This is a genomic window from Klebsiella sp. D-Nf1 (genome assembly GCF_002810515.1).
Taxonomy (GTDB): Bacteria; Pseudomonadota; Gammaproteobacteria; order Enterobacterales; family Enterobacteriaceae; genus Klebsiella; species Klebsiella variicola.
Genome location: NZ_PIOK01000004.1, coordinates 443,695 through 468,877, shown reverse-complemented (window position 1 = coordinate 468,877; position 25,183 = coordinate 443,695). Strand labels below are relative to the sequence as shown.

27 protein-coding genes and 1 rRNA gene are annotated in these 25,183 nt (G+C 56.6%); 17 read left to right on the top strand and 11 right to left on the bottom strand.

Annotated elements, in window-relative coordinates; translation table 11 throughout:
- Positions 1-5 precede the first annotated feature (5 nt).
- Positions 6-121, top strand: a 5S ribosomal RNA gene (gene rrf, locus CWM54_RS18945).
- Between the two features lie 103 nt (positions 122-224).
- Here the strand turns inward: rrf and CWM54_RS28750 are convergent.
- Positions 225-362 (bottom strand): hypothetical protein, encoded by a 138-nt coding sequence (locus CWM54_RS28750; protein ID WP_162676776.1) that lies wholly within the window; start codon positions 360-362, stop codon positions 225-227.
- 179 nt (positions 363-541) lie between these two features.
- On the opposite strand from CWM54_RS28750, the gene CWM54_RS18940 reads away from it, so the two are divergent.
- Entirely contained in the window at positions 542-1,840 is a 1,299-nt protein-coding gene (locus CWM54_RS18940) for an MFS transporter (protein WP_061153633.1), read from the top strand.
- 3 nt (positions 1,841-1,843) lie between these two features.
- On the opposite strand, the gene CWM54_RS18935 is transcribed toward CWM54_RS18940, so the two are convergent.
- The 5 genes from CWM54_RS18935 to trxC form a co-directional block, all read right to left on the bottom strand.
- Positions 1,844-2,167 (bottom strand): YfiM family lipoprotein, encoded by a 324-nt coding sequence (locus tag CWM54_RS18935; protein WP_008803753.1) that lies wholly within the window; start codon positions 2,165-2,167, stop codon positions 1,844-1,846.
- 41 nt (positions 2,168-2,208) lie between these two features.
- Positions 2,209-3,564: a CDP-diacylglycerol--serine O-phosphatidyltransferase gene (gene pssA / locus CWM54_RS18930; RefSeq protein ID WP_100698111.1), complete on the bottom strand. Its 1,356-nt coding sequence runs from the start codon at positions 3,562-3,564 to the stop codon at positions 2,209-2,211.
- A gap of 120 nt (positions 3,565-3,684) precedes the next feature.
- Positions 3,685-6,336, bottom strand: coding sequence for a bifunctional acetate--CoA ligase family protein/GNAT family N-acetyltransferase (locus CWM54_RS18925; RefSeq protein ID WP_100681122.1), 2,652 nt, complete (start codon positions 6,334-6,336; stop codon positions 3,685-3,687).
- Between the two features lie 34 nt (positions 6,337-6,370).
- A complete protein-coding gene (gene tapT, locus CWM54_RS18920) occupies positions 6,371-7,069 on the bottom strand; it encodes a tRNA-uridine aminocarboxypropyltransferase (protein WP_100698109.1) in 699 nt (232 codons plus the stop codon).
- Positions 7,070-7,138: 69 nt separating this feature from the next.
- Entirely contained in the window at positions 7,139-7,564 is a 426-nt protein-coding gene (gene trxC, locus CWM54_RS18915) for a thioredoxin TrxC (RefSeq protein WP_002914091.1), read from the bottom strand.
- A gap of 203 nt (positions 7,565-7,767) precedes the next feature.
- Between trxC and CWM54_RS18910 the strand changes: the two genes are divergently transcribed.
- Positions 7,768-8,853 carry a tRNA/rRNA methyltransferase gene (locus CWM54_RS18910; protein WP_061153636.1) on the top strand — a complete coding sequence of 362 codons (1,086 nt, stop codon included), beginning with the start codon at positions 7,768-7,770 and terminating at the stop codon, positions 8,851-8,853.
- A 55-nt stretch (positions 8,854-8,908) separates the two neighbouring features.
- Here the strand turns inward: CWM54_RS18910 and ung are convergent, their stop codons facing one another.
- Positions 8,909-9,598: a uracil-DNA glycosylase gene (gene ung, locus CWM54_RS18905; protein ID WP_061153637.1), complete on the bottom strand. Its 690-nt coding sequence runs from the start codon at positions 9,596-9,598 to the stop codon at positions 8,909-8,911.
- A gap of 311 nt (positions 9,599-9,909) precedes the next feature.
- Here ung and grcA point away from each other — a divergent pair, with 311 nt between their 5' ends.
- On the top strand, positions 9,910-10,293 hold the full coding sequence (gene grcA, locus CWM54_RS18900) for an autonomous glycyl radical cofactor GrcA (protein WP_002914084.1): 384 nt from the start codon (positions 9,910-9,912) through the stop codon (positions 10,291-10,293).
- 45 nt (positions 10,294-10,338) lie between these two features.
- On the opposite strand, the gene srmB is transcribed toward grcA, so the two are convergent.
- Positions 10,339-11,670, bottom strand: a complete 1,332-nt coding sequence (srmB, locus tag CWM54_RS18895) for an ATP-dependent RNA helicase SrmB (RefSeq protein WP_061153638.1) — start codon at positions 11,668-11,670, stop codon at positions 10,339-10,341.
- 131 nt (positions 11,671-11,801) lie between these two features.
- On the opposite strand from srmB, the gene trmN reads away from it, so the two are divergent.
- The gene (gene trmN, locus CWM54_RS18890) at positions 11,802-12,539 is read left to right on the top strand and encodes a tRNA(1)(Val) (adenine(37)-N(6))-methyltransferase TrmN (RefSeq protein ID WP_061153639.1); all 738 of its coding nucleotides are present in this window, start codon (positions 11,802-11,804) and stop codon (positions 12,537-12,539) included.
- On the opposite strand, the gene nadB is transcribed toward trmN, so the two are convergent.
- Positions 12,524-14,143: an L-aspartate oxidase gene (gene nadB, locus CWM54_RS18885; protein WP_061153640.1), complete on the bottom strand. Its 1,620-nt coding sequence runs from the start codon at positions 14,141-14,143 to the stop codon at positions 12,524-12,526. The two genes, trmN and nadB, sit on opposite strands and share 16 nt — an antisense overlap.
- A gap of 327 nt (positions 14,144-14,470) precedes the next feature.
- On the opposite strand from nadB, the gene rseD reads away from it, so the two are divergent.
- The 12 genes from rseD to acpS all read left to right on the top strand — a co-directional run bounded on the left by rseD (position 14,471) and on the right by acpS (position 23,930).
- Entirely contained in the window at positions 14,471-14,566 is a 96-nt protein-coding gene (gene rseD, locus CWM54_RS29525) for a rpoE leader peptide RseD (protein ID WP_121980491.1), read from the top strand.
- Positions 14,563-15,138: an RNA polymerase sigma factor RpoE gene (rpoE, locus tag CWM54_RS18880; protein WP_002914074.1), complete on the top strand. Its 576-nt coding sequence runs from the start codon at positions 14,563-14,565 to the stop codon at positions 15,136-15,138. Before rseD ends, rpoE begins: the two co-directional genes overlap by 4 nt.
- Positions 15,139-15,170: 32 nt before the next feature.
- Positions 15,171-15,821 carry an anti-sigma-E factor RseA gene (gene rseA / locus CWM54_RS18875; RefSeq protein WP_008803762.1) on the top strand — a complete coding sequence of 217 codons (651 nt, stop codon included), beginning with the start codon at positions 15,171-15,173 and terminating at the stop codon, positions 15,819-15,821.
- A complete protein-coding gene (gene rseB / locus CWM54_RS18870; protein WP_061153641.1) occupies positions 15,821-16,777 on the top strand; it encodes a sigma-E factor regulatory protein RseB in 957 nt (318 codons plus the stop codon). Before rseA ends, rseB begins: the two co-directional genes overlap by 1 nt.
- Entirely contained in the window at positions 16,774-17,253 is a 480-nt protein-coding gene (rseC, locus tag CWM54_RS18865) for a SoxR-reducing system protein RseC (RefSeq protein WP_061153642.1), read from the top strand. Before rseB ends, rseC begins: the two co-directional genes overlap by 4 nt.
- A gap of 185 nt (positions 17,254-17,438) precedes the next feature.
- Positions 17,439-19,238 (top strand): translation elongation factor 4, encoded by a 1,800-nt coding sequence (gene lepA, locus CWM54_RS18860; RefSeq protein WP_061153643.1) that lies wholly within the window; start codon positions 17,439-17,441, stop codon positions 19,236-19,238.
- A 13-nt stretch (positions 19,239-19,251) separates the two neighbouring features.
- Positions 19,252-20,226 carry a signal peptidase I gene (gene lepB, locus CWM54_RS18855; protein WP_008803766.1) on the top strand — a complete coding sequence of 325 codons (975 nt, stop codon included), beginning with the start codon at positions 19,252-19,254 and terminating at the stop codon, positions 20,224-20,226.
- A 249-nt stretch (positions 20,227-20,475) separates the two neighbouring features.
- A complete protein-coding gene (rnc, locus tag CWM54_RS18845) occupies positions 20,476-21,156 on the top strand; it encodes a ribonuclease III (RefSeq protein WP_002914065.1) in 681 nt (226 codons plus the stop codon).
- Positions 21,153-22,058: a GTPase Era gene (era, locus tag CWM54_RS18840; protein ID WP_061153644.1), complete on the top strand. Its 906-nt coding sequence runs from the start codon at positions 21,153-21,155 to the stop codon at positions 22,056-22,058. Before rnc ends, era begins: the two co-directional genes overlap by 4 nt.
- 11 nt (positions 22,059-22,069) lie before the next feature.
- A complete protein-coding gene (gene recO / locus CWM54_RS18835) occupies positions 22,070-22,807 on the top strand; it encodes a DNA repair protein RecO (RefSeq protein WP_074387838.1) in 738 nt (245 codons plus the stop codon).
- 11 nt (positions 22,808-22,818) lie between these two features.
- On the top strand, positions 22,819-23,550 hold the full coding sequence (gene pdxJ, locus CWM54_RS18830; protein ID WP_042948161.1) for a pyridoxine 5'-phosphate synthase: 732 nt from the start codon (positions 22,819-22,821) through the stop codon (positions 23,548-23,550).
- Entirely contained in the window at positions 23,550-23,930 is a 381-nt protein-coding gene (gene acpS / locus CWM54_RS18825; RefSeq protein ID WP_004144351.1) for a holo-ACP synthase, read from the top strand. Before pdxJ ends, acpS begins: the two co-directional genes overlap by 1 nt.
- Positions 23,931-23,941: 11 nt before the next feature.
- Here acpS and CWM54_RS18820 read toward each other — a convergent pair whose 3' ends face one another.
- The gene (locus CWM54_RS18820; RefSeq protein WP_047373197.1) at positions 23,942-24,202 is read right to left on the bottom strand and encodes a YfhL family 4Fe-4S dicluster ferredoxin; all 261 of its coding nucleotides are present in this window, start codon (positions 24,200-24,202) and stop codon (positions 23,942-23,944) included.
- A 56-nt stretch (positions 24,203-24,258) separates the two neighbouring features.
- Positions 24,259-25,107 (bottom strand): MurR/RpiR family transcriptional regulator, encoded by an 849-nt coding sequence (locus CWM54_RS18815; protein WP_004144349.1) that lies wholly within the window; start codon positions 25,105-25,107, stop codon positions 24,259-24,261.
- Positions 25,108-25,183 lie beyond the last annotated feature (76 nt).

Below are 25,183 nucleotides of genomic sequence, written 5' to 3'. Positions count from 1 at the left end.
ATTTGCCTGGCGGCGATAGCGCGGTGGTCCCACCTGACCCCATGCCGAACTCAGAAGTGAAACGCCGTAGCGCCGATGGTAGTGTGGGGTCTCCCCATGTGAGAGTAGGGAACTGCCAGGCATCAAACAAGTGAAAAGCCCATCCTGACGGATGGGCTTTTTGCGTTTCAGTGGTCCGGGCAGCATGCCGGCATGTGTCCCCGGTGGCGCTGCGCTGACCGGGGCTACAAACCGGGGCTGACTGGTAGCCCGGACAAGGTGCGCAGCACCGCCTCCGGGGAAAATCCTGCCATACCCGCACCATTATCTTCATTCAAAGCAAAATAAAACCCCGCCATGGCAATCCCTTCACCATAATCCACTTTTTCCTTGCTCCTGCGCTGGCGTTGATCGCGAAAACTGCTCCTACGAAAAAAAATGTGAATGCAATCACATATAAAAATATAACAATTATATAACATTTAGTTCACTAACTAATTTGTCTACGTGACGTGGTACGCCCGACAAGACAGATTGCAGTCTTTGCTGGAGCAATATAACAATGACAGAAAGTAGCATTACCGAACGGGGTGCGCCGGATCAGGCCGATACCCGTCGTCGTATTTGGGCAATAGTTGGCGCGTCCTCGGGAAATCTGGTTGAATGGTTTGATTTTTACGTTTACTCATTCTGCTCGCTCTATTTCGCCCACATCTTCTTTCCATCCGGAAATACCACCACCCAACTGCTGCAGACGGCAGGCGTATTTGCCGCCGGATTCCTGATGCGTCCCATCGGCGGATGGCTGTTTGGTCGAATCGCCGACCGCCGCGGACGTAAAGCCTCCATGCTTATCTCGGTCTGCATGATGTGCTTTGGCTCACTGGTGATTGCCTGTCTGCCGGGTTATGCGGTCATCGGTACCTGGGCTCCGGCGCTGCTGCTGCTGGCTCGTCTGTTCCAGGGGCTGTCTGTTGGCGGAGAATACGGCACCAGTGCGACCTATATGAGTGAAGTCGCGGTGGAAGGTAAGAAAGGCTTCTATGCCTCCTTCCAGTACGTTACGCTGATTGGTGGTCAACTGCTGGCGGTATTAGTGGTTGTGGCGCTCCAGCAGGTGCTCAGCGATGAAGATCTCCATGCCTGGGGATGGCGTATTCCTTTTGCTCTCGGGGCGGTACTGGCTATCGTCGCGCTGTGGCTGCGTCGCCAGCTGGACGAAACCTCAAAGCAGGAGACCCGGGCGCTGAAAGAGGCTGGATCATTTAAAGGGTTGTGGCGCAATCGCCGGGCCTTCGCGATGGTGTTGGGCTTTACCGCCGCCGGATCGCTGACCTTCTACACCTTTACCACCTATATGCAAAAGTATCTGGTCAATACGGCGGGTATGACGGCTGGTACCGCCAGCGTGATTATGACCGCGGCGCTGTTCGTTTATATGTTGGTTCAGCCGCTATTCGGTGCCTTTTCGGATAAAGTTGGCCGCCGCACCTCCATGCTGTGCTTTGGCGTGCTGGCGACGTTATTTACCGTGCCTATCCTCAGCGCCCTGCAGAATGTGAGCTCACCGTATGCTGCCTTCGGGCTGGTGATCTGTGCCTTGCTGATTGTCAGTTTCTATACCTCGATCAGCGGTATCCTCAAGGCTGAGATGTTCCCGGCTCAGGTTCGCGCGCTTGGGGTAGGGCTTTCCTATGCCGTCGCGAACGCGTTGTTCGGTGGCTCTGCGGAGTATGTCGCGCTGTCGCTTAAGTCGGCGGGGATAGAGCACGCGTTCTACTGGTATGTGACGGTGATGGCGGCCATCGCCTTCCTGGTCTCTCTGATGCTGCATCGCAAGGGGAAAGGCCTGCGCCTGTAACGCTTACTGGTGCGCCAGTTGCCACACAGCATAGCCGGTGGTCGCGCCAGCGACATCCCAGGCGAAATCCTTCCAGCTCCAGCCGCTCCCAGCCGGGCGGCTGTCCCAAAGCTCTTTTGACGCGCCGAGGCTGATGGAAAACATCAGGCCGATGGCGGCGCTGCGGTCCCGGCTGTAACCCTGATGTTGCGCATACTCATTGCCAGCGGCAGACAACATCGCCGAGGCCAGAAAATGCTGGGCTTTGTCCTGACCGGACCATGCATCATTTGCCATGTGGCTGCAGCCCGTTAACAGCAGCGATGTCATCACTATTATCGAACGCATAGCGCTTCCAGAAAAAAGCCCCGTCGACGCGGGGCTGATAGTCAGAGAATACGGCTGATCAACCGGTCAATGCGGATCCGTCGCAGGCGGCGGATCAGTTTTCGCACTTTAACCGGATAGTCGGCGATACTTTGCAGGTCGCGATAATGTTTCACCACCTTGGTGTGGGTGCGGATGAGCTTGAGCTCTTTCTCGCGCATGGCCCCCAACTGCTGCTTTGGATCGTGGATCAGAATGGCGTTTTCCAGATCGAGCCGCCAGGCGCGCGGGTTGAGGTTGTTGCCGGTGAGTAGCATCCACTCATCGTCAACCCACATGCCTTTCAGGTGGTAGCTGTTATCGTCATCCTTCCACAGGCGGACGATCAGCTGATCGGTATTGACATAATATTGCAGCCGGCTGAGGAAACGCCGCAGGTTGATCTCATACAGATAGGGAAGCGCACCGATAATTTTAAACGGCTGATCTTCCGGAATGTAGAAATCGTTAGCGGTTTTATCGCCGACAATAATCTCCACCTGTTTACCGTCCCGCAGCAACTGGATGATATTTCTCACCAGTACGGCAGGGAGGTTGAAGTAGGGGGTACAAATCGTCAGCTTGTGCTCGGCACACGGCATCAGGTGAAAGATGGTTTTATTCAGCAGGCTGGATTTACCCAGACCTACCAGCGGGGTGACGGAGAGTTCTTCGTCACCAGCGGTGCCGACAAAATGGTAGCTGCGGTCGCGGAGCTCCTGACGGTACTGGCGAATGTCGTTTTTGATTTCCGGGCTTTTTGGCCGATCCGGTCTGTCGAGACGATTAACGCCGCGCCCCTGAACCAGATTATTGTCGACCCAGTCGAACATGACGTCCGCCATTTTGCCGTTACGGATGCACTGATAGCGGTCATAACGGTACTTGTCATGCTGATGCAGATAAACATCGTTCAGGCTGGCGCCGCTGTAGAGGACGCTGTCATCGATAATAAAGCCTTTGAAATGGAGAACGCCGAGCGCCTCCCGGGTATTAATCGGCACGCCGTAAACGGGGATATCCACACCTGGGTTTTCGTCGGCCATCCGGCAATACCAGTCGGCATTGGTGTTGGAGGCGGCGGCGCCGATACGACCACGTTGAGCGCGGTGCCAGTCTACCAGAACGCGGACATCCAGTTCCGGACGCTGGCGTTTGGCGTCGTAGAGAGCCTGCAAAATTCCTTTTCCGCCATCATCTTGCTCCAGATAGAGCGCAATAATGCATATACGCTGAGTGGCGTGGGCAATCCGGGTCAGTAACGCTTCCCTGAAATCCGCAGGGGCGTAAAAGAACTCTACATCATCAACTGACTGAGAAAGCTTAGGGAGTTGGGCAAGGTGTTGTTGATGTTTATTACGCTTAAATTTTGACAACATCACAGTGCGTTTCTTCTCTGTTTATTGAAGGGTCTTCTGTACCATGCAGACGACGTAAGCGGGCAATAATACCATTACTACCCGCTAATGTGGTCAACAATTGCGGTCAGCGTGGCGCGATTATCCCTGATTCAGGGGCAGCGATAGACTGACAATCCCATCTTCCAGCTGAATATCAACGGTGAATCCCAGCTTTCTGGCCAGGCCGATCATGCCTCTGTTATTCGGCATCGTAATGCCATTAAGGCGTTGCAGGCCATGGCTTTGCGTATAGGCGATCAGCTTTTCCAGCAGCCTTCGCCCCAGGCCTAACCCTTTTAAATCTGAACGGACCAGAACGGCAAACTCGGCGTCAATATTGTCGGGATCGGATATCGCCCGTGTTACGCCGAGAATTTCGCTCTTCTCTGCGGTGGTCCTGACGGCAACAAACGCCATTTCACGATCGTAGTCGATCTGCGTCATGTTGGCTAAATCGTCGTGGGTAAATTCGTTGATCTCACTAAAATAGCGATAATAGAGATCTTCTTTGGTGACCTGAGCGATAAACGCGAGTAGCTGCGGCTCATCTTCCGGGAGGATCGGCCGAAACAGGCAGCGATCGCCATTTTTCATCACCACCCACTCCTCCTGCTGGTGCGGATAGGGACGAATCGCAAGGCGGCTTTCACTGTCGCCGTCAAAGGGGGCCAGGCCCAGCGTGACGTCCAGCGCCGTAAACTCGTTGCCGGAGGCGAGCAGGGGATGAATGTCCAGGCGCTGGATCTCCGGGCAGTCGACGATCAGATTCGATACCTGAACCAGCAGCTGGCTCAGGCCCGCGATATCCAGCGGGCGCAATGCGCTGCGACCGCGGATCTTTTTATTTTTGATCGCCTGGATCACCAGATAACGCGCCAGGTTCATATTTAACGGCGGCAGTGCCACCGCGGCCTGATCCTCGGCCCGCCACTCCACGCCGCCTTCGCCCAGCATAATCAACGGGCCGAAGACGGGATCGTGCTCAACAACCACTCTCAGCTCCTGGGCGCCGGCGCGATTAGCCATACTCTGCACCAGCAGACCATGGATGCGCGCCTGGGGCCAGGCCAGTCTGACGCGATCGATCATCGCATCTGCCGCTTGCTGCACTTCGGCGGCGGTACGCAGATAGAGCATGACCCCCTGTACTTCCGATTTGTGCGGGATATCCGGAGAACGCAGCTTCAGCGCGACCGGATAGCCTATCTGCTCAGCGATATGCACTGCTTCTGCGCTGTCGGCAGCAATCCATGTCGGCAGAGTATGGATGCCATAGGCTCGTAGCACCGGGCTGACTTCGTGGGTATCCAGCGTGGTGGCGCCATCATCTATCGCTTGCTGCAGAAGAGCATGCGCCTCGCTGGTATTGGCGGTTAACGAGTCTGGTAGCACCGGCGTCTCACGCAGTTGTTTCTGGTTGCGACGGTACTCAACCATATGCATAAAAGCGGTGATCGTGCCCTCCGGCGTACGGTAGGTAGGGAGGCCGGCATCGCTGAATAACCGTCGCGCTTCCTGCGAGGAAAATTCGCCGCACCAGTTGGTCAACACGGTGACATATTTACCGCGCGGATGATGCTTCAGGGCATCAATCAGGGCCAGCGCACTCTCCGTGCCCGGCGCGGCCGCGCTGGGCGAGTGGATCACCAGCAGCGCGTCATAGTCCTGACTGTTGAGCAAAATATTCACGGCCTGCTGATAATGTTCGCTGCTGGCATCATCGCGCAGATCTAATGGGTTGGCGATCTCGACGCCAACCGGCAACGCCTGGTGCAGGGCGTCGCGGGTCTCCTCGCTGAGGACCGCCAGTTTGCCATTACGCAGCCAGAGTTCATCCAGCGCCAGTGCCGCCGGTGCCGCGCCATTGCTGACGATCATCAGCTTTTCACCACGCAGCGGGCGCATATGGCTGAGCGTTTCCACGGCGGAGAACAGCTCATGGGTGTCCTGCACCCGCAGCAGGCCAGCACGCTGAATGGCTGCATCCCATGCCGGATCCATCCCGGAGTTGACGCGCAACAGCTTTTGCGCCGCGGGACTACGGCCGCTTTTAATCACCAGGATAGGCTTGTTTCGCGAAGCGCTGCGCGCGGCGGAGACAAACCGACGCGCGTCGCTAAGATGCTCGAGGTAAAGCAAAATGGCGCTGGTCTTGCTGTCGCGGGCCAGAAAGTCCAGCAGGTCATCGACATCAATGTCCAGGCTATCGCCCAGCGCGATGAAGTAGGAAAAGCCCATCTCGCGCTGCTGCGCCCAGTCAAGGATGGTATTAGAGACGGCGGCCGACTGCGAGATAAAGGCCAGTTTACCGCGGTGGATCGCGACCGGCGAGAAACTGGCGTTCAGGCCTTGCCACGGCGCCAGCAGCCCCAGGCTGTTTGGGCCGAGCAGGCGCATCTGATAGCGGGCGGCGCATTCGAGCAGCGCCGGATACTGTTCCGGCTGCGAAGAGAGAATGATGCAGGTTTTACACCCTTTCTGCCCTAAGGCTTCGAGCAATTCGATATTACGCCGGGCGTTAGTACAGAGCACCGCCAGATCCGGAGTAAACGGCAGGCTCTCAATCGTGGGCCATGCCAGCACCCCGAGCACCGCCTTCCAGGCTGGGGTCACCGGCAGTACCGGGCCATTGAAACCGCCGGCTAACAGGTTGCGCATCATGAGATAGCCAGCGCGCTGCGGCTTCATTGATGCGCCAATAACGGCGATGGACTTTGGTCGCAGCAGTGCTTCCAGGCCTCGTTGGCTCATACCGGTCTCCTTTCATCCCAGTGACCGAATGATTTTAAACGTTTTCCACCTGGTCCGCTGTGATACTGCCCTTATGCTGGGTTTTTCCCGCCAGATAGCGGGTCCGAAAGCGGGTGAAGTGCTCGCCAAGCGCAGCGGCGGCCGGGGCATCTCCCGCCAAATCCAGCAGGGCGATGGCCACTTCCGCAGTACAGTATTGTCCGTCGGCGTGCGCCTCGCGCAGATGGTAGGCAGAGATGCGTGACAGATCGACGGAGATTATCGGCAGCGCGTCAAGATAAGGACTCTTGCGGAACATCTTGCGCGCTTCGGTCCAGGTGCCGTCGAGCATAATAAACAGCGGCGGCTTGCCGGACGGCGGCGCGCTCAGGACCTGGCGCTCCGGCCCGGCATAGGAGGCAGGGAAAACCACCATCGGTTGATAATCAGGATGAGCGACCAGATCGAGCAGCGCCTGCGGCGGCTCGGTTCTCGACCATTGAAAAGCCTGGGTATCAGGCAGAATATCGGCGATGAGCCGGCCGGTGTTGCTGGGCTTCATCGGTTCCGTATCAAACATCACCAGGCAGAAGCGGCTGGTGGCCTGCGCGGGCACTAACGTCGCGCACAGGCACTGCTTGAGCGGCAGCAGGCAGCGCTGACAGCGGCGGATGCGGTTGCCGCGAGCAAGGAAAGGCCGGGTAGCTCGCGCGAGGCGTTCAGCGCGCAGGCGAAGGACTGCGTTTTCAATCATGGGAGTCGCTAGTGAAAAACGCTATTGTCGCAGAGGTGAAAACGGGGCACAAGCAGTGCCCCGGAAGGATTATTGTTGGCCGGCTTCGTTCAGCCAGCTGTCAAATGGCGCTTTTGGCACCGCGCCATTGAGCATGTCGATCACTTCGCCATTTTTGAACATCATAATGGTCGGGATGCTGCGGATACGAAACCGGGCGCTAAGCTCACGTTCCGCTTCGGTGTTGACTTTCACAAAACGCATCTTCCCGCTACGCTCTTCCGCGACATCTTCAAAGATCGGCGCGAAGCTACGGCAGGGGCCGCACCATGGCGCCCAGAAATCGACAACGACCGGCAGATCGTCCTTTAAGAGTTTATCCAGCGTTGCCCCGGTCGCGTTGATGACGTCGCCGTCAAAAAGATCGTGACCGCAGCGTCCGCACTTTGCGCCATCCGCGCTACGATCGTCCGGGAGGCGGTTCAGAGCCTGACAACTGGCACAAACGGTATTCATAACTAACCTCTGGTTATGGGTTGCAACGTGGCACGTGGCCGATATGTTTCTGTGATGTTACATATTATCGATTAAGTGTTATTTAAGGACAATGCGTTTTGTTCGATGAGTGCAATAGAGGCCGGCTTTTAAACGAAATCATGGCTAAGCGATGACACATCGGGTAATCTGCGCGCTTCGCGCAGCGCAGGTGGAGAAAATTGATGAGCGACGAACTGAAAAATAAAAGCGGCAAGGTCAAAGTGATGTATGTCCGCAGTGATGATGATTCTGACAAACGTACCCATAACCCACGAACCGGGAAAGGGGGAGGTCGTCCAGGAAAATCTCGTGTTGACGGCCGCAGCCGCCCTGCGCGCGATGAACGAAACAGCCGCGGCGACGATCGCAAACGTGACGACCGCAAACGTGACGACCGTAAGCGTGATGATTTTCATCGCGACGATGCGTCCCCATGGCGCACCGTTTCCCGTGCCCCTGGCGATGAGACGCCGGTAAAAGAAGATCACGGCGGGATCAGCGGGAAGAGCTTTATCGATCCGGAAGTGCTGCGTCGTCAGCGTGCGGAAGAAACCCGCGTGTATGGCGAAAATGCCTGTCAGGCCCTGTTCCTGAGCCGTCCGGATGCCATTGTTCGCGCCTGGTTTATCCAGAGCGTCACGCCACGCTTTAAAGAAGCGCTGCGCTGGATGGCGGCCAACCGTAAGGCCTATCACGTGGTGGACGAAGCTGAGCTGGCGAAAGCCTCCGGCACCGAGCATCACGGCGGCGTCTGCTTCCTGATCAAAAAACGCCACGGCACCTCTGTCGCCCAGTGGGTCGCGAAGGCGGCAGAAGAAGATTGCGTTCTGGCGCTGGAAGATGTGGGTAACCCGCACAACCTCGGGGCGATCATGCGCAGCTGCGCGCACTTCGGCGTGAAGGGCGTGGTAGTTCAGGATGCTGGCGTGCTGGAGTCCGGGGCGGCGATCCGTACGGCAGAGGGCGGTGCGGAGCATGTTGAGCCGATCACCGGCGACAGCTTTATCGATACCCTGGATCAGTTCCGCAAAGCGGGCTACGCGATTGTCTCAACGTCCAGCCATAATGGTACGCCGCTGTTTAAAGCCGAGCTGCCGAAGAAAATGGTGCTGGTGTTAGGCCAGGAGCGTGATGGTCTGTCCGATGCGGCGATTTCCAGCTCTGATCTCAGCGTCGCCATCGACGGTACCGGCAATGTCGAAAGCCTGAACGTCTCTGTGGCGACCGGCGTCCTGCTGGCAGAATGGTGGCGTCAGAACAAGGCGTAATTCGCCTGCCTGAATGCGAAAAAGCCAGCTGATGCTGGCTTTTTTTATGGCTCGATCACTCGCTTTCTGCGGGAAGGACCGGCATCCAGTCAATCGGCGCTTCGCCGCGGTCAGCCAGCCACTGGTTGGTCTGTACGAAATGGTTACTGCCAAAGAAACCGCGATGCGCAGAGAGCGGCGACGGGTGCGGCGCCTTTAGCACGCAGTGGCGCTGACGATCGATAATCGCGCCTTTCTTCTGCGCGTGAGAACCCCACAGCAGGAATACCACCCCCTCGCAATGCTCATTGATTAATGCGATAACCTTATCGGTAAAGGTCTCCCAGCCGAGGCTGGCGTGCGAGTGCGCCTGTCCGGCGCGGACGGTCAGGACCGTATTAAGCAGAAGCACGCCCTGGCGCGCCCAGCTTTCGAGGTAACCGTGAGTGGGGCGGGTAAAGCCGGGGATCGTGGCCTCCAGCTCTTTGTACATGTTCAAGAGCGATGGCGGGATCGCGACGCCCGGGCGAACCGAGAACGCCAGACCGTGCGCCTGACCCGGGCCGTGATAGGGATCCTGGCCGAGAATGACGACTTTGACGTCGCCCAGTTCGGTAAAGCGAAACGCATTGAAGACGTCTTTTTGCGGTGGGTAGATGGTGATCCCGGACTGGCGCTCTTCGGCGACGGTCTTCAGAGTATTGAGAAAATAGGGTTGTTGCTTTTCATCCGCCAGCACGTCATGCCAGGTTAAAGGGGTGCTCATCTTGCTCTCCTGCAAAGGGTCATCGCTATAGCTTAACGGCTTCTTTCTACAGAACAAAATCGGCACGGCTTGATGATGGCTTTTATGCAAAAAAAATTGAAAATTTACAAAATTATTTATGACATCCCATGGCGTAACTTGATGTAAAACAATAAAATCCCCCTATACCCACTTTGTATGAGTGGTTTTTGTTGATTTATATCAAGGAATGCCGCGGGTGCGGCTGATATATATACACTCATACAACAATGGTTTTACCAATTGGCCGCGAAGAGGCCAAAATCGAATAAACACTGCCTGGGAGGCATCAAATGATTACTGGTATCCAAATTACTAAAGCGGCAAACGACGACCTGCTGAACTCTTTCTGGCTGCTGGATAGCGAAAAAGGCGAAGCGCGCTGCCTGTGTGCCAAAGGTGGTTTTGCGGAAGATGACGTGGTTGCAGTGAGCAAACTGGGTGAAATCGAATACCGTGAAATCCCGGTGGACGTGAAACCAGAAGTTCGCGTGGAAGGCGGCCAGCACCTGAACGTTAACGTGCTGCGTCGCGAAACCCTGCTGGACGCGGTTGAGCATCCGGAAAAATACCCGCAGCTGACCATCCGTGTTTCCGGCTACGCGGTACGCTTCAACTCTCTGACTCCGGAACAGCAGCGCGACGTCATCGCCCGTACCTTTACCGAAAGCCTGTAAGGCTGAAGCCAGATGTAAAAACGCCGGGATATCCCGGCGTTTTTTTTACTCTTCGTTGGACGTTGATGGCGTCCCGGTAGCGCTTGGTTTACGGCGCTTACCGATATTTTTCGTATCGCGGTGGCGTTTCTTCACCCGCGGTTTCTCTTTTTCTTTCTCTTTTTTCTCGGCGCGCTTCGCCAACACTTTCTTCGACGGTTTACCGGTTAACTTCTCGCTCGGCGCGCGGGTTTTTGGTCGCAGTTCATCAATCACGCGGGCCTTAAGCGGTTCTTCAACATAGCGGCCGATTTTGCCCAGCAGCAGGTGGTCATGCGCTTCAACCAGCGAAATAGCGATGCCTTTTTTACCGGCGCGGCCGGTACGACCGATACGGTGCAAATAGGTATCGGCGGTGCGCGGCATGTCGAAGTTAAACACGTGGCTGACATCCGGGATATCAATACCGCGCGCGGCGACGTCGGTGGCGATCAGCACGTTCACGCGACCATCGGTCAGGCGTTTAATCGCTTCGTTGCGCTTAATCTGCACCATCTCGCCTTCCAGCCAGCAGGTGGTGATCCCTGCTTCGTGCAGCTTAGCGGCCAGTTCGTGAACGCGCTCACGCTTACGAACAAAGACGATGGAGCGGGTTGCTTCCGGCTGCTTCAGCAAATTAATCAGCAGCGCGGTTTTATGCTCGATATCGTCGGCGCGATAGTACCACTGATGTATTTTTTTACGTTCGCGGGTCGATGGGGTGGCGGAGACTTCAACCGGCTCTTCCAGCAGACGCTCGGCAAAATCTTTGATCGCATCGCCTTCCAGCGTCGCGGAGAACAGCATGGTCTGCTTGCGCCAGCGGGTTTCACCGGCGATGGTTTCGATATCCTGGGCAAAGCCCATGTCCAGCATGCGGTCAGCTTCATCGAGGATCAGGGTCTCGACGGCGCGGCAGTCAAAGTTCTCTTCTTTAATATATTGCAGCAGGCGACCGGTGGTAGCGACCACGATATCCTGGTTTTCGCTGAACACTTCCGCGTGGTTCATGTACGCAACGCCGCCGGTAATGGTGGCGATGTCCAGATGGGTATGCTTCGCCAGCTCGCGGGCGTGGTCAGCAACCTGCATCGCCAGCTCGCGGGTCGGCGTCAGGATAAGAATACGCGGCGGGCCGGATTTCTTACGCGGGAAATCGAGCAGGTGCTGCAACGCTGGCAGCAGATACGCCGCCGTTTTACCGGTGCCGGTCGGCGCTGAACCGAGAATGTCACGGCCATCGAGCGCAGGCGGAATAGCGGCGGCCTGAATGGCTGTCGGGCGAGTGAAACCTTTATCCTGGAGGGCCTCCAGCAGGTTTTCGTCGAGTTCAAGTTCGGAAAAAGTCGTTACAGTCATGTTCTACCTCTGAGTGGGCCGCCGATTATAGACGTTACTGACGTAATGTTCATCTGTTTGTAAGGCTATCTGTTCTCCGGTATTGTGCATAGCCTTACGTTCAGGAGTTTTTGTCGGCAAGGTTATTGAGGATGTCTCAGTCGAAGTTTGCGCTGCCGCGCAATGGTTTTACCTTCAAACAGTTCTTTGTCGCCCACGATCGTTGCGCGATGAAGGTGGGCACTGATGGCATTTTGCTTGGTGCCTGGGCGCCGATTGCCGGGGTGAAGCATGTGCTGGATATTGGCGCGGGCAGCGGCCTGCTGGCGCTAATGCTCGCCCAGCGTACCGGTCATGATGTGCATGTCGATGCGGTCGAACTGGACGAGGAGGCAGCCGCTCAGGCGCGGGAAAATGCCATCGCGTCGCCATGGTCTTCGCGCATAGAAGTCTGCCAGGCCGATATTCATCAGTGGCAGCCGTCGCAGACCCGGCGCTATGAACTGATAATCAGTAACCCGCCTTTTTTTGCCGAAGGGGTGCCATGCGCTACCTCGCAGCGGGAGCAGGCGCGATATACCACGACGCTCGATCACGCATCCCTGCTGACCTGTGCCGCAGAGCATATCACCGAAGAAGGATTTTTTTGCGTGGTGCTGCCGGTGGATATCGGTAATGCGTTTATCGAGCGAGCGACGGCGATGGGGTGGCATTTGCGACTGCGCACTGACGTGGCGGAGACCGAACTGCGGCCGCCGCACCGGGTGCTGCTGGCTTTCTCCCCGACGGCAGGAGAGTGTTTCAGCGACAGGCTGGCGATCCGCGGGCCAGAGCAGCAGTATTCCGAAGGGTTTACTGCTCTGACCGAGGATTTTTATCTCTTTATGTGAGCCAGAGGGGACAGTATTGAGGGGCCGCTGTTCGGCAGCGGCTGCGGATAGTCGAGGGTATAGTGCAGTCCGCGGCTCTCCTTACGCAACATCGCACAGCGTACGATAAGCTCCGCCACCTGCACCAGATTGCGCAGCTCCAGCAGATTATTCGAGACGCGGAAGCGGGCGTAATACTCATCCAGCTCCTGCTGGAGCATGGTAATACGCCGCAGGGCGCGCTCCAGTCTGCGCGTCGTGCGCACAATGCCCACGTAATCCCACATCAGCAGGCGTAGCTCATGCCAGTTGTGCTGGATAACCACCAGTTCATCCGGGATCTCCACCTGACTTTCATCCCACGCCGGCAGGGTGGTGACCTTCTGGGCCAGCGGCAGGCGCCGGGCAATGTCCTCGGCGGCGGACCAACCGTAGACCAGACATTCCAGCAGCGAGTTTGAGGCCATGCGGTTCGCGCCGTGCAGCCCGGTATAGCTGACTTCGCCGATGGCGTATAAGCCATCGACGTCAGTACGGCCATTATCATCCACCATCACGCCGCCGCAGGTGTAATGCGCGGCGGGGACGACCGGCACCGGATCTTTGGTTAAATCAATTCCCAGGCCGAGCAGCTTTTCGTAAATCATCGGGAAGTGCTGGCGAACAAACGCCTCGGGTTTATGGCTGATATCAAGGAACATACAGTCAACGCCCAGGCGCTTCATTTCATGGTCGATGGCGCGGGCGACGATATCGCGCGGGGCCAGCTCGCCGCGCTCGTCAAAGTCCGGCATAAAGCGGGTGCCGTCCGGGCGTTTAAGATGGGCGCCTTCGCCGCGCAACGCTTCAGTAAGCAGGAAATTACGTGCCTGTGGATGATACAGCGCGGTGGGGTGGAACTGGTTGAATTCGAGATTCGCTACCCGGCAGCCCGCCCGCCAGGCCATCGCAATGCCGTCTCCGGAAGAGACGTCGGGGTTAGTGGTATATTGATAAACCTTGGCAGCCCCGCCGGTCGCAAGCACTACCGCCTTCGCGCTGCAGGTTTCCACCCGCTCTTTATTGCGGTTCCAGATCCAGGCCCCGACCACTCGGCGCGTGCCCGACAGGCCAATCTTATCCGATACGATCAAATCGACGGCATTGCTGCGCTCAATGATGCGGATATTTGGATGGGCAAGGGCTTTATCGACCAGCGTCGTCTCTACCGCTTTGCCGGTAGCATCGGCGGCGTGAAGAATGCGTCGATGGCTGTGACCTCCTTCGCGAGTAAGATGGTAGCTCTCTTCGCCATTGGCCTGAACCTGGGTGTCAAACAGCACGCCCTGATCGATAAGCCATTGTACGCACGGTCTGGCGTTGCTGGCGACGAAGGTGACCGCATGGCGATCGCAGAGTCCCGCGCCGGCGATCAGTGTATCTTCAACATGGGATTCGATACTGTCCGTCTCATCAAAGACGGCGGCAATTCCGCCCTGCGCATAGAACGTAGAACCTTCGCTGATCGGCCCTTTACTCAGCACCGTCACCGAACTGTGCTCCGCCAGGCGCAGCGCGAGAGAGAGACCGGCAGCGCCGCTGCCGATAATCAACACATCACAAGAGAAGTCAGGAGTGGTATTCATCGTCTTTGTTTAATTTACTAAACACATTTAGCTCACAATAGCACCAGCGCGTGAGGAATCGTACATTTTTTTTGCCTGGTGTTGTGACGGCTAAACAGAAGGGACCGGGAAAAGGGGCGTTGTGCGGTAAAAAAGAGAAGTGGAGCAGGTTGTTAGCATTGGATTTTATAGTGAAATAAACACTGTGTTACGATACCCTTCAGTCGGGCCTGCGCTTTTTCTTATTGACTAACCTGTTGTTTAGCAACCTGGGCATATAATGATTGATAACGATCTGCCGCCGTTGCCAGACAAAAAACAAAAGCGTAACGGAACTTTATTGTTTTCATGCACTCCAACAGTCAGCTTGCTCATAATGCAGATTTTGGGTGGTGTTTTGAAGACGCATGGGAATTGGGTTTGGGGAGACATTACCTCGGATGAGCGAGCAGTTAACGGATCAGGTCCTTGTTGAACGGGTCCAGAAAGGAGATCAGAAAGCGTTTAATTTGCTGGTGGTGCGCTATCAGCATAAGGTCGCGAGTCTGGTTTCCCGCTATGTACCGCCGGGCGATATCGCTGACGTTGTTCAGGAATCGTTCGTTAAGGCATGGCGTGCGCTGGACTCTTTCCGGGGAGATAGCGCTTTTTACACCTGGTTATACCGTATCGCCGTCAACACGGCGAAGAATTATCTGGTTGCTCAGGGACGCCGTCCGCCGTCCAGCGATGTTGACGCCAACGAGGCGGAAAACTTCGAAAGCGGCGGGGCATTGAAAGAAATTTCGAACCCTGAGAACTTAATGTTGTCAGAAGAACTGAGACAAATAGTTTTTCGTACCATTGAATCGCTCCCGGAAGATTTACGCATGGCAATTACGTTACGGGAGCTGGATGGCCTGAGCTATGAAGAGATAGCCGCTATCATGGATTGTCCGGTTGGGACGGTGCGTTCGCGTATCTTCCGGGCGCGAGAAGCTATTGATAATAAAGTTCAACCGCTTATCAGGCGTTGACGATAGCGGAATACTGGAAAAGGGTATCAGGCATGCAGAAAGAACAACTTTCGGCTTTAATGGATGGTGAAACGCTGGATAAAGAACTGCTCAACGAGTTGAGCCGTTCCTCTGAGATGCAAAAAACCTGGGAGAGTTATCACCTCATTCGCGATACGCTGCGTGGCGATACCGCAGAGGTGCTGCAATTCGATATCTCCGCCCGGGTGATGGCCGCCATTGAAAATGAGCCCGTTCGTCAGACGGCGCCGCTTATTCCTGAATCTCAGCCCGCACCGCACCAGTGGCGGCAGATGCCGTTCTGGAACAAAGTGCGTCCATGGGCCAGCTCACTCACCCAAATGGGCGTTGCCGCCTGCGTATCGCTTGCGGTTATCGTCGGCGTCCAGCACTATAATGGGCAGTCTGATGCGACTCAGCAGCCAGAGGCGCCAGTGTTCAATACCCTGCCGATGATGGGTAAAGCGAGCCCGGTAAGCCTTGGCGTACCGGCTGACGCATCAGCAGGTAGCGGCCAGCAGGCGCAGGTCCAGGAACAGCGCCGCCGGATTAACGCCATGTTGCAGGACTATGAACTGCAGCGCCGCCTGCACGCTGAGCAGCTGCAGTTTGGCCAGGCCCAGACTCAGCAGGCAGCAGTCCAGGTGCCGGGTTATCAAACTTTAGGAACGCAATCGCAGTAATGAAGCAACTTTGGTGTGCCATGTCGCTCATGGCAGGCAGCCTGTTGTTCTCTGTCAACGCCTCGGCTGATACATCGTCCGGGGCGTTGTTGCAGCAGATGAACCTGGCCAGCCAGTCCCTCAATTATGAGCTGTCTTTCGTCAGCATCAATAAACAAGGCGTTGAGTCGCTGCGCTATCGTCATGCGCGACTGAACAATCAACCGCTGGCGCAGCTGCTGCAGCTGGACGGTCCGCGCCGGGAAGTGGTCCTGCGCGGCACGGAAATCAGCTATTTTGAACCCGGTCTCGATCCGTTTACCCTGAACGGCGACTATATCGTCGATTCGCTGCCGTCGTTAGTTTACAGCGATTTCAAACGCCTCTCCGCGGCGTATGATTTTATCTCCGTTGGCCGTACCCGTATCGCTGACCGCCTCTGTGACGTGATCCGCGTCGTAGCTCGCGACGGTACGCGCTATAGCTTTATCGCCTGGCTGGACGCCGAGACCAAACTGCCGCTGCGCGTCGATTTGCTCGACCGCGACGGCGAAACGCTCGAGCAGTTCCGGGTTGTCTCCTTCAACGTTGGCGACAACGTCAGCGCCAGCATGGAGACGCTGGCAAAAGCGAATCTACCCCCGCAGCTGTCCGTCCCTGAAGGGGGCGACAAAGCCAACTTCAACTGGGCTCCGACGTGGCTTCCCCAGGGGATGACTGAAGTTTCCAGCAGTCAGCGCCGTCTGCCCACTTTTGACGGTCCCGTCGAATCGCGTCTCTATTCCGATGGCTTGTTCAGCTTCTCGATCAATATTAACCGCGCCACGGCGGCCAGCAGCGACCAGCTGTTGCGTACCGGCCGACGCACCGTCAGCACGACAGTACGTGATAACGCGGAGATCACCGTGGTGGGCGAACTGCCGCCGCAGACGGCGAAGCGTATCGCTGACAGTATTAAATTCAAGGCAGTACAATGATTAAAGAGTGGGCCACCGTGGTTTCCTGGCATAACGGCGTGGCGCAGGTGCACTGCGACGTTAAAGCCTCCTGCAGCAGCTGCGCTTCCCGTGCCGGCTGTGGTAGCAGGGTGTTAAACAAGCTGGGACCGCAGACCAGCCATACCATTAGCGTGCCCTGCGAGCAGCCGTTGGCAGCGGGGCAAAAAGTGGAATTGGGGATCGCCGAAAGCAGCTTGCTGGGTTCAGCGCTGCTCGTCTATATGGCGCCGCTGGTGGGGCTGTTTATGATGGCGTCCATTTTCCAGGTGCTGTTTGCCAGCGATATCGCGTCACTTTGCGGTGCGTTGTTGGGCGGCGTCGGCGGCTTCCTGGTGGCGCGCGGTCTGTCGCCGCAGCTGGCTGCTCGCCAGTCATGGCAGCCGGTGATTTTAAGCGTCGGTTTGCCGCCTGATCTACTGCGTGTTGATACGCCTTCCTCTGAAATGGGGCAGTGATTTCACTGTCCTTCACCTTTATTTACTCTTCCTGTTACAACGCCACAATTTCTGCCGTTATGCTGGATCTAACAGCATTTCCTGGTTTCACGGATGTAGTGTAGAATGCGGCGTTTTCGGATTAAAAAACGTCAGGCACAGTACAGCGGCCTCATGATACTCGTAAGGCATAATTAACTCTAAATATGAAGAATATACGTAACTTTTCGATCATCGCTCACATCGACCACGGTAAGTCGACGCTGTCTGACCGTATCATCCAGATTTGCGGTGGCCTTTCTGATCGTGAAATGGAAGCCCAGGTTCTGGACTCCATGGATCTTGAGCGCGAGCGCGGGATCACCATCAAGGCGCAGAGTGTCACTCTGGACTACAAGGCCAACGACGGTGAGACCTATCAGCTGAACTTTATCGACACCCCAGGCCATGTGGACTTCTCTTATGAAGTTTCTCGTTCCCTCGCCGCGTGCGAAGGCGCGCTGCTGGTGGTGGATGCCGGGCAGGGCGTAGAAGCCCAGACCCTGGCCAACTGCTACACCGCCATGGAGATGGACCTCGAAGTCGTTCCGGTGCTCAACAAGATCGACCTGCCTGCGGCCGACCCTGAGCGCGTAGCGGACGAGATTGAAGACATCGTCGGTATCGACGCCCACGACGCGGTTCGCTGTTCAGCTAAAACCGGTGTTGGCGTGCCGGATGTACTGGAACGTCTGGTGCGCGACATTCCGCCGCCGGAAGGCGATCCGGACGCGCCGCTGCAGGCGCTGATTATCGACTCCTGGTTCGATAACTACTTAGGCGTCGTGTCGCTGGTGCGTATTAAAAACGGCACCATGCGCAAAGGCGACAAAATTAAGGTGATGAGCACCGGCCAGGTCTATAACGCTGACCGTCTGGGCATCTTTACCCCGAAACAGGTTGACCGTACCGAGCTGAAATGCGGCGAGGTAGGCTGGCTGGTTTGCGCCATTAAAGACATCCTCGGCGCGCCGGTGGGCGATACCCTGACCGCCGCCCGTAATCCAGCGGATAAAGCGCTGCCGGGCTTCAAAAAAGTGAAGCCGCAGGTCTACGCCGGTCTGTTCCCGGTGAGTTCTGATGACTATGAAAACTTCCGCGATGCGCTGGGTAAACTGAGTCTGAACGATGCTTCCTTGTTCTATGAGCCAGAAAGCTCAACGGCGCTGGGCTTCGGCTTCCGCTGCGGCTTCCTTGGTCTGCTGCACATGGAAATCATTCAGGAGCGTCTGGAGCGTGAGTACGATCTCGACCTGATTACCACGGCGCCGACGGTAGTCTACGAAGTGGAAACCACCTCCAAAGAAGTTATCTACGTCGACAGCCCATCCAAGCTGCCGCCGCTGAATAATATCCAGGAGCTGCGTGAGCCGATCGCCGAGTGTCACATGCTGCTGCCGCAGGAGTTCCTCGGCAACGTGATCACCCTGTGTATCGAGAAGCGTGGCGTGCAGACCAACATGGTTTACCACGGTAAACAGGTGGCGCTGACCTATGAAATCCCGATGGCGGAAGTGGTTCTCGACTTCTTCGACCGTCTGAAGTCTACCTCTCGCGGCTATGCGTCGCTGGATTATAACTTCAAACGCTTCCAGGCCTCGAACATGGTGCGTGTTGACGTGCTGATCAACGGCGATCGCGTCGATGCGCTGGCGCTGATCACCCACAATGACAACGCCCCTTATCGTGGTCGCGAACTGGTCGAGAAGATGAAAGAGCTGATCCCGCGTCAGCAGTTCGATATTGCCATTCAGGCGGCTATCGGCAACCACATCATCGCGCGTTCCACCGTGAAACAGCTGCGTAAAAACGTCCTGGCGAAATGCTACGGCGGCGACGTCAGCCGTAAGAAAAAGCTGCTGCAGAAGCAGAAAGACGGTAAGAAGCGTATGAAACAGGTCGGTAACGTTGAACTGCCGCAGGAAGCGTTCCTCGCCATTCTGCACGTTGGTAAAGACGGCAAATAATTAAGGAGTTGGCATGGCGAACATGTTTGCCCTGATTTTGGTCATTGCGACCCTTGTGACAGGGCTGTTGTGGTGTCTGGATAAGTTCATATTCGCACCAAAACGTCGTGAGCGTCAGGCCGCTGCTCAGGCAGCGACCGGCGAGCAGCTGGACAAGAAAACGCTGAAGAAAGTTGGCCCGAAACCGGGCTGGCTGGAAACTGGCGCCTCGGTCTTCCCGGTGCTGGCGATTGTGCTGATTGTGCGTTCGTTTATCTATGAACCTTTCCAGATCCCGTCAGGTTCGATGATGCCGACCCTGCTGATTGGCGATTTCATCCTGGTGGAGAAATTCGCTTACGGCATTAAAGATCCGATCTATCAGAAAACGCTGATCGAAACGGGTCATCCGAAGCGCGGCGACATCGTGGTGTTTAAATATCCGGAAGATCCGCGTCTTGACTACATCAAGCGCGCGGTAGGGTTACCGGGTGATAAGGTCACCTACGATCCGGTTGCCAAGCAGGTCACTATCCAGCCGGGCTGCAGCTCCGGACAGGCCTGCGGCAACGCGCTGCCGGTGACTTATTCCAATGTTGAGCCGAGCGATTTCGTTCAGACTTTCTCCCGCAGCAACGGCGGCGAAGCGTCCAGCGGTTTCTGGCAGTTGCCGAAGGGCGAAACCAAAGCTGACGGCATTCGTCTGACCGAGCGTCAGGAGACGCTGGGCGACGTCACGCACCGTATTCTGATGGTGCCGATTGCCCAGGATCAGGTTGGGATGTACTACCACCAGTCCGGCCTGCCGCTGGCCACCTGGATCGTACCGCCCGGTCAGTATTTTATGATGGGTGACAACCGGGATAACAGCGCCGACAGCCGCTACTGGGGCTTTGTGCCGGAAGCCAACCTGGTCGGAAAAGCGACCGCTATCTGGATGAGTTTTGAAAAGCAGGAAGGTGAGTGGCCGACCGGCGTGCGGTTATCGCGCATTGGTGGAATTCATTAATTTCCTCTGTTGAATTCACGCCGCTGCGGTTATCACAGCGGCGTGAATTATTTAATATTTAAATCCATTCAAACTAACGACATCCCGTGTCGTTGCGTATAGAATATCCCCCCGAAGTTTTTGGTTGTCGCTCAACCGAGTGACACTGCACACGAAAGCGTATTGGACTGTTTCAACTTGCTGTATGAAGCGTATGCTCAGGTCGGTTTCGTGTGCTGCATCTTTGACGCATTCATTTATTGGTAACGCATGAACCCCATCGTAATTAATCGGCTTCAACGAAAGCTGGGCTACACTTTTCATCATCAGGAGCTGTTGCAACAGGCATTAACTCACCGCAGTGCCAGTAGCAAACATAATGAGCGCCTGGAGTTTTTAGGTGACTCCATTTTAAGTTTTGTGATCGCGAATGCGCTCTATCATCGTTTTCCTCGTGTGGACGAAGGCGATATGAGCCGTATGCGCGCGACGCTGGTGCGTGGCAACACGCTGGCGGAAATCGCCCGCGAGTTTGAACTGGGCGAGTGTCTGCGCCTCGGGCCGGGCGAACTGAAAAGCGGCGGTTTCCGTCGCGAATCCATTCTCGCGGACACCGTTGAAGCGTTAATTGGCGGGGTTTTCCTCGACAGCGATATTCAGAACGTTGAACGCTTAATCCTCTCCTGGTACCAGACCCGTCTGGACGAAATCAGTCCGGGCGATAAGCAAAAGGATCCGAAGACGCGTCTGCAGGAGTATCTGCAGGGACGTCATCTGCCGCTGCCGTCCTACCTGGTGGTCCAGGTGCGCGGCGAAGCGCACGATCAGGAATTTACTATCCACTGCCAGGTCAGTGGCCTGAGTGAACCGGTGGTTGGCACAGGTTCCAGCCGTCGCAAGGCGGAGCAGGCTGCCGCCGAACAGGCGCTGAAAAAACTGGAGCTGGAATGAGCGAAGAAAAAAGTTATTGCGGATTTGTCGCCATCGTTGGTCGTCCAAACGTTGGCAAATCCACCCTGTTGAACAAGCTGCTGGGACAGAAGATTTCGATCACTTCCCGAAAAGCGCAGACCACCCGTCACCGCATCGTCGGCATCCATACCGAAGGGCCGTATCAGGCGATTTATGTCGATACCCCGGGCCTGCATATGGAAGAGAAGCGCGCGATTAACCGCTTAATGAACAAAGCGGCCAGCAGCTCAATTGGCGATGTTGAACTGGTCATTTTCGTGGTGGAAGGCACTCGCTGGACGCAAGACGACGAGATGGTGCTGAACAAGCTGCGTGACGCGAAAGCACCTGTGATCCTCGCGATCAACAAGGTGGATAACGTGCAGGACAAAGCGGAGCTATTGCCGCACCTGCAGTTCCTCGCCAGCCAGATGAACTTCCTCGACATTGTGCCGATCTCTGCGGAAACCGGCACCAATGTCGATACCATCGCGGCGATCGTGCGTAAGCATCTGCCGGAAGCGATCCATCACTTCCCGGAAGATTATATTACTGACCGTTCACAGCGCTTTATGGCCTCTGAAATCATCCGTGAAAAACTGATGCGTTTCCTTGGCGCTGAACTGCCGTACTCCGTGACCGTGGAAATCGAACGTTTCGTGACCAACGAGCGCGGCGGCTACGATATCAACGGCCTGATCCTCGTCGAGCGCGAAGGGCAGAAGAAGATGGTGATTGGCAACAAAGGCGCCAAAATTAAAACCATCGGTATCGAAGCGCGTAAGGACATGCAGGACATGTTTGAAGCACCGGTACACCTCGAGCTGTGGGTCAAAGTGAAATCCGGCTGGGCCGATGACGAGCGCGCCCTGCGCAGTCTCGGTTACGTTGACGACCTCTGAGTTAACACAACGTGGATGGATGGCAGCGCGCCTTTGTCCTGCATAGCCGACCGTGGAGCGAAACCAGCCTGATGCTGGACGTCTTCACGGAAGAATCGGGTCGCGTGCGCCTGGTGGCCAAAGGCGCACGCTCCAAACGCTCTAATCTCAAAGGCGCTTTACAGCCCTTTACCCCCTTACTGGTTCGCTTCGGTGGCCGCGGCGAGGTCAAAACCCTGCGCAGCGCGGAAGCCGTCTCGCTGGCGCTGCCGCTCAGTGGTATCACCCTTTACAGCGGCCTCTACGTTAACGAGCTTATCTCCCGCGTTCTGGAGCACGAAACACGCTTCTCCGAACTCTTTTTTGACTATCTGCACTGCATTCAGGCGCTTGCCGGAACCAGCGGCTCGCCGGAGCCCGCGCTGCGGCGTTTTGAGCTGGCGCTGCTCGGGCACCTGGGCTATGGCGTGGATTTTCTTCACTGCGCCGGCAGCGGCGAGCCGGTGGACGACGCCATGACCTACCGCTATCGCGAAGAAAAGGGCTTTATTGCCAGCCTGGTGATTGATAACAACACGTTTACCGGGCACCATTTGAAAGCGTTGGCGAGTCGCGAGTTTCCGGATGTTGATACGCTGCGCGCCGCAAAGCGCTTTACCCGTATCGCCCTGAAGCCCTATCTCGGCGGCAAACCGCTCAAGAGCCGGGAATTGTTTCGCCAGTTTATGCCCGCGCGAAAGGTGCGGGCGGCTAATACGAATAATGATTAACGAGGATTGTCATGGCTGAATTACTGTTAGGGGTCAATATTGACCATATCGCGACCTTGCGTAACGCGCGCGGCACCGCCTATCCGGATCCGGTTCAGGCAGCTTTCATTGCCGAGCAGGCCGGCGCCGACGGCATCACCGTGCATCTGCGTGAAGACCGCCGCCATATTACCGATCGCGATGTGCGTATCCTGCGCCAGACGCTGCACACCCGGATGAATCTTGAAATGGCGGTCACCGAAGAGATGCTGACGATCGCCTGCGAAACCAAACCGCACTTCTGCTGCCTGGTGCCGGAGAAACGTCAGGAAGTCACCACCGAAGGCGGACTGGACGTGGCCGGGCAGCGCGACAAGATGCGCGATGCCTGCCAACGCCTGGCGGATGCCGGTATCCTGGTCTCTCTGTTTATCGATGCGGATAACGAGCAGATCAAAGCGGCGGCGGATGTTGGCGCGCCCTATATCGAAATTCACACCGGCTGCTATGCCGATGCCAAAACCGACGCCGGGCAGGCGAAGGAGCTGGAACGTATTGCCAAAGCGGCCACCTATGCCGCCAGCCTTGGCCTGAAGGTGAATGCTGGCCACGGTCTGACCTACCACAACGTGAAAGCGATTGCTGCGCTGCCGGAAATGCATGAGCTTAATATCGGCCATGCGATTATCGGTCGCGCAGTGATGAGTGGCCTGAAAGAAGCGGTCGCGGAAATGAAGCGTCTGATGCTGGAAGCGCGCGGCTAATGGCCATTCTCGGGCTGGGTACCGACATCGTCGAGATCGCCCGCATCGAAGCGGTGATCGCCCGCAGCGGCGATCGCCTTGCCCGCCGGGTGCTGAGCGACCATGAATGGAGCATCTGGGAGCAGCATCAGCAGCCGGTGCGTTTCCTGGCGAAACGCTTTGCGGTCAAGGAAGCGGCGGCGAAAGCGCTGGGAACCGGGATCCGTAACGGACTGGCTTTTAACCAGTTCGAGGTTTACAACGACGAGCTGGGCAAGCCAAAGCTGCGGCTATGGGGTGAAGCAAACCTTTTGGCTGAACGAATGGGGGTAAGCGCTATTCACGTTACTCTCGCCGATGAACGCCACTACGCCTGCGCCACGGTGATTGTCGAAAGCTAGCCAGGGGGCGGTTAAATTTTATCCGCGTGGTGCATCAGCACGAATTTGTCCCACAGCTGTTCTTCACTCTCGATGTGTGCCGGATCTTTCAGGATCGTATTCGGGATCGGGCACACTTTCTGGCAGGTTGGCGTGTCATAATGACCCACGCACTCGGTGCAGCGGTCGCTGTTAATTTCATAAATGCTATCACCCATCGAAATGGCCTCATTCGGGCACTCCGGTTCGCACATATCGCAGTTGATGCATTTTTTAGTAATTAACAGCGCCATCAGGAAAGTCTCAGAAACAACACAAACAGGGCGGGCATTATACGCCCATTTTCTGCTCAGACCAGCTTTTTCACCAGCGCTTCGCTATGGCGAATGCGCTCGGGCGCCCGCTCCAGATCCTGCTGCACCAGCCCCATAAATAGCAGGTCGGTGAGCATCATTTGCGCGCTGGTGGAGGAGATGGCCGCGCTACGCGTCGCCTGCTCTTCGGCAATGGTATACAGGCAGTGGGTTGCCTGTTGCTGCAGGGCGTTAGGGCTAAAGCCGGTGATCGCCAGGATCTTGCAGCCCACGCGCAGCGCTTCACCTGCCGCCATATTGATCTCCCGGCGCTCGCCGGAGTAAGAGATCGCCAGCAGCAGATCGTCGCTGGACATGGCCTGCACTGTCGCCAGCAGGGCGTGCATATCCTGCTCAGAAACAGCGTTGATGCCGATCTTCATCAGCTTCCAGCTAAAGTTACGCGCCACCAGACCGGACGCGCCGATGCCGGTGACGATCACCCGCCGGGCGTTGCGCAGGAGCGTGACCGCTTCCCGTAGCGTCTCTTCGGTGTTGACGTCCAGTGAAGCATGCATGGCGGCGACATTGTCTTTAATCAGTTTCTCGCCCACCAGTCGCAGCGGGTCGTCACCACGAATGTGGTTATGCACCGGGACGGAGTGCGGATCCGGGCTGCTCGCCAGAGCCTCACTGAGGGCCAGCTTCAGCGCCGGAAAGCCTTTGAATCCCAGCTTCTGGGCAAATTTAACCACGCTGGACTGACTCACACCGGCTTCCGCCGCCAGCTGCTGCGAGCTGAGGTGCCGGGTCTCATCGGGCTGGCTCAGAATATAATCGGCCAACTTTTTGTCGCTCGCCGCCAGGGTGGGATAGCGCTGACGAATACGCGTTAAACAGTTCATTGGAGCTCCGCTGGAGCCGTCCGGCTCGTGACTGACAGAATTTTTATTCGATTATAAGGGGTATACCACGAATTAA

What these genes read in the sequence shown, in the direction of transcription:
- CWM54_RS18940 (WP_061153633.1), top strand. Translation starts at nt 542, where the DNA reads ATGACAGAAAGTAGCATTACCGAACGGGGTGCGCCGGATCAGGCCGAT.
- CWM54_RS18935 (WP_008803753.1), bottom strand. Translation starts at nt 2,167, where the DNA reads ATGCGTTCGATAATAGTGATGACATCGCTGCTGTTAACGGGCTGCAGC.
- pssA (WP_100698111.1), bottom strand. Translation starts at nt 3,564, where the DNA reads ATGTTGTCAAAATTTAAGCGTAATAAACATCAACAACACCTTGCCCAA.
- CWM54_RS18925 (WP_100681122.1), bottom strand. Translation starts at nt 6,336, where the DNA reads ATGAGCCAACGAGGCCTGGAAGCACTGCTGCGACCAAAGTCCATCGCC.
- tapT (WP_100698109.1), bottom strand. Translation starts at nt 7,069, where the DNA reads ATGATTGAAAACGCAGTCCTTCGCCTGCGCGCTGAACGCCTCGCGCGA.
- trxC (WP_002914091.1), bottom strand. Translation starts at nt 7,564, where the DNA reads ATGAATACCGTTTGTGCCAGTTGTCAGGCTCTGAACCGCCTCCCGGAC.
- CWM54_RS18910 (WP_061153636.1), top strand. Translation starts at nt 7,768, where the DNA reads ATGAGCGACGAACTGAAAAATAAAAGCGGCAAGGTCAAAGTGATGTAT.
- ung (WP_061153637.1), bottom strand. Translation starts at nt 9,598, where the DNA reads ATGAGCACCCCTTTAACCTGGCATGACGTGCTGGCGGATGAAAAGCAA.
- grcA (WP_002914084.1), top strand. Translation starts at nt 9,910, where the DNA reads ATGATTACTGGTATCCAAATTACTAAAGCGGCAAACGACGACCTGCTG.
- srmB (WP_061153638.1), bottom strand. Translation starts at nt 11,670, where the DNA reads ATGACTGTAACGACTTTTTCCGAACTTGAACTCGACGAAAACCTGCTG.
- trmN (WP_061153639.1), top strand. Translation starts at nt 11,802, where the DNA reads ATGTCTCAGTCGAAGTTTGCGCTGCCGCGCAATGGTTTTACCTTCAAA.
- nadB (WP_061153640.1), bottom strand. Translation starts at nt 14,143, where the DNA reads ATGAATACCACTCCTGACTTCTCTTGTGATGTGTTGATTATCGGCAGC.
- rseD (WP_121980491.1), top strand. Translation starts at nt 14,471, where the DNA reads ATGCACTCCAACAGTCAGCTTGCTCATAATGCAGATTTTGGGTGGTGT.
- rpoE (WP_002914074.1), top strand. Translation starts at nt 14,563, where the DNA reads ATGAGCGAGCAGTTAACGGATCAGGTCCTTGTTGAACGGGTCCAGAAA.
- rseA (WP_008803762.1), top strand. Translation starts at nt 15,171, where the DNA reads ATGCAGAAAGAACAACTTTCGGCTTTAATGGATGGTGAAACGCTGGAT.
- rseB (WP_061153641.1), top strand. Translation starts at nt 15,821, where the DNA reads ATGAAGCAACTTTGGTGTGCCATGTCGCTCATGGCAGGCAGCCTGTTG.
- rseC (WP_061153642.1), top strand. Translation starts at nt 16,774, where the DNA reads ATGATTAAAGAGTGGGCCACCGTGGTTTCCTGGCATAACGGCGTGGCG.
- lepA (WP_061153643.1), top strand. Translation starts at nt 17,439, where the DNA reads ATGAAGAATATACGTAACTTTTCGATCATCGCTCACATCGACCACGGT.
- lepB (WP_008803766.1), top strand. Translation starts at nt 19,252, where the DNA reads ATGGCGAACATGTTTGCCCTGATTTTGGTCATTGCGACCCTTGTGACA.
- rnc (WP_002914065.1), top strand. Translation starts at nt 20,476, where the DNA reads ATGAACCCCATCGTAATTAATCGGCTTCAACGAAAGCTGGGCTACACT.
- era (WP_061153644.1), top strand. Translation starts at nt 21,153, where the DNA reads ATGAGCGAAGAAAAAAGTTATTGCGGATTTGTCGCCATCGTTGGTCGT.
- pdxJ (WP_042948161.1), top strand. Translation starts at nt 22,819, where the DNA reads ATGGCTGAATTACTGTTAGGGGTCAATATTGACCATATCGCGACCTTG.
- acpS (WP_004144351.1), top strand. Translation starts at nt 23,550, where the DNA reads ATGGCCATTCTCGGGCTGGGTACCGACATCGTCGAGATCGCCCGCATC.
- CWM54_RS18820 (WP_047373197.1), bottom strand. Translation starts at nt 24,202, where the DNA reads ATGGCGCTGTTAATTACTAAAAAATGCATCAACTGCGATATGTGCGAA.
- CWM54_RS18815 (WP_004144349.1), bottom strand. Translation starts at nt 25,107, where the DNA reads ATGAACTGTTTAACGCGTATTCGTCAGCGCTATCCCACCCTGGCGGCG.